The sequence below is a fragment of the Moorena sp. SIO2C4 genome (genome assembly GCF_010672485.1).
Lineage (GTDB): Bacteria > Cyanobacteriota > Cyanobacteriia > Cyanobacteriales > Coleofasciculaceae > Moorena > Moorena producens.
The window spans coordinates 1-2979 of record NZ_JAAHGN010000956.1 but is presented as its reverse complement, the minus strand read 5'-3'; the positions used below and the strand labels follow the sequence as shown (position 1 = coordinate 2979).

The 2979-nt window shown below is 45.7% G+C and carries 2 protein-coding genes and 1 pseudogene; all 3 read right to left on the bottom strand.

The genetic code is table 11. The features are described from left to right. Positions 1 to 99: 99 nt before the first annotated feature. On the bottom strand, positions 100 to 390 hold the full coding sequence (locus tag F6K20_RS31955) for a hypothetical protein (RefSeq protein WP_287297444.1): 291 nt from the start codon (positions 388 to 390) through the stop codon (positions 100 to 102). A gap of 135 nt (positions 391 to 525) precedes the next feature. Continuing rightward, positions 526 to 1161, bottom strand: coding sequence for a single-stranded DNA-binding protein (locus tag F6K20_RS31950; protein WP_287248412.1), 636 nt, complete (start codon positions 1159 to 1161; stop codon positions 526 to 528). Positions 1162 to 1404: 243 nt separating this feature from the next. Further along, positions 1405 to 2979 (bottom strand): annotated as a pseudogene (locus F6K20_RS31945) (mannose-1-phosphate guanylyltransferase); the annotation flags it as partial.

Here is a 2979-nt window from a genome sequence, read left to right as displayed (position 1 = left end):
TTTTAACAATTCCAGTGATTTTACAAATAATTTAGGATTGCTATATAGGCTTCCTCCCCAGCAGCAAGGATGAAGCCAATGGCATTACTGTCGAGTCTGTTAAACCCTAGTCATGTAATTATTTTTTGCACAAAAGTCTATACAATTAATTGCTGCTTCAGAATTAGCAACAGAGGGATGCACGGTACATTTAAGACGATAATCACCAGTAAAAAACTGACAGTTAGAACAGGGAATTTGATGCAGTCGTTTGGCAACAGCAAAACTTTCTCGGACTGCTGACAAAACCGTCCAAACTAGAATCATCGTTATCCCCCAAGCCAAACAAAAGCAAATCAAGTCTAGATAAGGCTGGAGGGCATAGATCAGTACGTAAAGAAGTTGAAACACAATTTAATAGACTTCTTGCAGAAGTCGGGAACAGGGAGCAGGGAGCAGGGAGCAGGGAGCAGGGAATAGGGAAGAGGTAACACATTTTGTGTACCTCATAGCTATGATAAAAGCTATAATCTTTTCTCCTAATAACTAAAAGGGAATATCATCTAAATCTTGTTGATGACTAGGGCTACCAGAGGTTGGGTTTTGAGGAGATGAAGACCCAAAAGAAGAGTCAAAGCTTTGCTCAGTATTTTGTTCAGTGCTGGTATAAGCAAAATCTTGTCCGGTATTGTTAGGAGAAGAAACTGATGACGACATCCGATGTTGCTCCATGGATACCACCTTATCATGAGGTGCGACCCGTGGCGAATTTAATTCGCCAACGGAAAGCGCACCTATGGTTTGGGGACGAGATGGTTCTGGGGTCTGCTGGAAAGTTCTTTCCGAGCCCATGACTTGTGGCTCAAAGTGATCATCTGTTCCCAATTTGTGAATCCGGGAAACATTCAATTCTGCCCGTTTTTCCTTGAACCCTTCTGGTCGCTCAATCACATTCATCCTTAAGCTACCTTCAATCACCACGCGATCGCCTGTGGAATAGTTTGCTTTAATTTCATTAGCCAAATATTCCCCCCAACCTACCACTTTTAAGGTTGATGGGGATTCCTCAGCCTTAACACTGGCGAATTGTACTAGCATCTGAGTCAGGGGTGTCTGATTCTCTGAGGTGTAACGCAGTTCTGGATCCTGAATAATTTGTGCCATTAAAATGCAGCTGTTCATCTCCTATATCCCTGGTCCTTTGAATGTTGACTCCTTATTATAGAACAAGCGTACCAGTACTCTTGGCTTTTCTTTGATTGAACTTAACCTACCAACAATTAACTACCAACAAGGGCATAGCGGTGACTTTCCTGAGGTCTACAAACACTCTTTAGGTGCGCTTTCCAATGGGCGAGTAAATCGCCCTTGGGTCGCACCTGAGGAAAGCCACCGCTATGCCTGTTAAGAGCCGATTAATCGGATTTATGACACGGCTGAAGGTTGTGCTTCTACACCTTGTTCTTTTTCAACGAATTCCTGAACATGGTTGCGATAATGCTTGAGGTTTTCCTCAGCCCAATCCCGGTCATCGCTGTTGGCAAAAATATGAACTAAGGGTTCGCCAGCATCGGGTAAAATCAACACCCAGTTATCATTTTGCGGGTTGATAATTTTAACTCCATCGACAAGTTCGAGCTGCTCACTGGGATGGGTTTCGACCAGATGACGCATGAGGCTACCCTTAACTGTCCAAGGACAGCGCAGAGTAACGGTTTTGTACCATACCCGGGGGAGTTCGGCACGAATATCAGCAAGCGATCGCTCTTGGACTGTCAGCATCTCGATCAACTTGGCGATTCCAAACATGGCATCAAAGCCTGGATGTAGTTGGGGGAAAATAAAGCCCATGTCCCAACTACCTCCCAATACCACATTGGGGTTGCTTTGAGAAGCTTCCATCAGTGCTGTGGGGTTAGCTTTGGTGCGGATCACCTTGCCATCATGGCGTCGGGCAATTTGTTCCACCGCACTTGATGTCTGGACTGGAACCACCACAGTTCCCCTGGGATTAGAGGTTAACATAATATTGACCATCAGTGCAGTCAATACCTCACCTCGAATCGAGATTCCCGATTCATCAACCAAAATCAGCTGTTCCCCATTAGCAGAGACCTGCACGCCAAAATTGGCTTTTAGGGCCTCGACCACCTGACCCAGCTGATTGAGCAAACTCTCTCGTTCTTCTGTGGAGATAGCTGTTTGTTTCAAACTGGCATTGAGGACTACTGCATCAGCCCCAAATTTCGCTAACAGTTGGGGTAACACCGCACCAGACACAGCATAAGCATAGTCAATAACTACCTTAGCACTACTGTTGCGAATTGCCTCTACATTGAGATGCTTCTCAAAGGCAGTACCGTAGATATCGATTAACTGAATCGGGTAGTTAACATTGCCGATATCATTGATCTGGACTCGTCTTAGGTCTTCTTTAAAGTAAGCCCCCTCAATTTTTTTCTCTTTACCCTTGCTGATATTAATTCCCTTGGCATCAATAACTTCGATCAGGATATGATCTGGTCGGTCAGGATGCACTCGCACATGGATACCTCCGGAGACCCCTAGGGTTGGTACCACGGTTCGAGCCACGGGAATTGCGGTTGCATCTAGGTTCTGGACATCGACACCCACAGACATCAACCCCCCAATCAAAGACCGGGTCACCATGCGACAGATACTACGCTGGTCACGGGAGAGTGATACTTGGGAGCCTAGTTTTAAGGTAGACCCATAAGCCGCTCCCAACTTAACGGCAAATTCAGGAGTAATATCGATGTTGGCTAAGCCTTGGACACCCCGCTGACCAAAAAGATTCCGTTGGGCAGTGTTGCCCCAAATTAAATTGATATTCAATGTTGCACCTGATTCTATAGTTTTATTTGGCCAAACCCTTACAGTGGGACTAATTTGAGCTTCTTCTCCCACTTTAGACAGGGAACCGACAACGGCACCTTCCAAAACCTGAGCACGACGGTCTACCCTGGTTCCCCTGGAAAG